Consider the following 1,046-nt stretch of genomic DNA (forward strand, 5'->3'; position numbering starts at 1 on the left):
TATTTACACACACATCCATGGTTGCTAAAATTTGAGTCCACTCAAATGGCTCAAACAAATACTCTGGAAAGGGTTCAGGTACATAAGCTTCATTTGTGCAATGCCTTTCTAAGATACATTTTTATCGTTTTAAGCTCTCATTTTTTGAGGCTCCAAACATCCAAATAGGTGTGTCTTTGTTCAACCAAGATGGAAGCTTCGTTTCAGCCAAAGAGACTGAGTCAAATTCTTGTATGGGCATTTTTATAATATCTCTATAAGTGTGATCTTTTAGATTAACCTTTGTTATTGATCCCACTTGCTTCAAGTATAGATAATTGTTTTCCCAATCCTGAATGAGTTGTACTTGTCACATGAAAGGTCTTCCCAAGATGATTTCATAATTGAGTCTCTTTCCAAAGTCCACTATTGAAAAATTATATTGATGATCAATTCCACAGGAACTAACTATCACTTTTTCAAGCAGTCCTAAGAGTTTTTCAATGTGTCTATCATCCAATTGTAATTTCATTCGAGTTTGTATAATGGTCGACTTTCCCCATGATTCACATACTACTTTTGTGGCTATGGCTATGCCTGCCCAACTATCCAGTATTGCCATGGTTTCTACATCATTATATCTCACCGGAAGGGTTGTGTTTCCTTCTTCCCCTTCGTAGTATTCTCCGACTTTGTTCATTGGGATGGATCTAATCTCTTTGTTATCCAATTTGTGTTTCAATTTTCCCAAATTTTTTGTGATTAGCCCTGTTATCACCACCTTCTCTAGAGTTTTTTGTATATCATTCCATAAATATGGTCTGATTTTTAACAATTCTCCTAAATTAAGAGTGCATTGAATGGGTATAGACATGATTGAATGGATGTTGTCTACCTCTAGGGTCTGTTTTGCTGTTTTTATCTAAATGGTTTTACACACTATGGATTCATCTTTGTAATCTCCCAAGTAAGAGGGTAGTGTTTTCAGAGTCATTGGTTTATACATTCGTGAAGCTTTAGAGCCGCAATCCCCATACAAGGATTGTACATCCATGTCCATATCAGAA

1 protein-coding gene is annotated in these 1,046 nt (G+C 35.9%); it reads right to left on the reverse strand.

Translation table 11 applies throughout. The features are described from left to right. Positions 1 to 349: 349 nt before the first annotated feature. The gene (locus DD606_RS25515; RefSeq protein WP_129259529.1) at positions 350 to 853 is read right to left on the reverse strand and encodes a hypothetical protein; all 504 of its coding nucleotides are present in this window, start codon (positions 851 to 853) and stop codon (positions 350 to 352) included. Positions 854 to 1,046 lie beyond the last annotated feature (193 nt).

Origin of the sequence: Enterobacter cloacae complex sp. GF14B, assembly GCF_004136805.1 — a bacterium.
Lineage (GTDB): Bacteria > Pseudomonadota > Gammaproteobacteria > Enterobacterales > Enterobacteriaceae > Enterobacter > Enterobacter hormaechei_C.

Coding starts and splice junctions, on each gene's coding strand:
- DD606_RS25515 (WP_129259529.1), bottom strand. CDS start 853: ATGTCTATACCCATTCAATGCACTCTTAATTTAGGAGAATTGTTAAAA.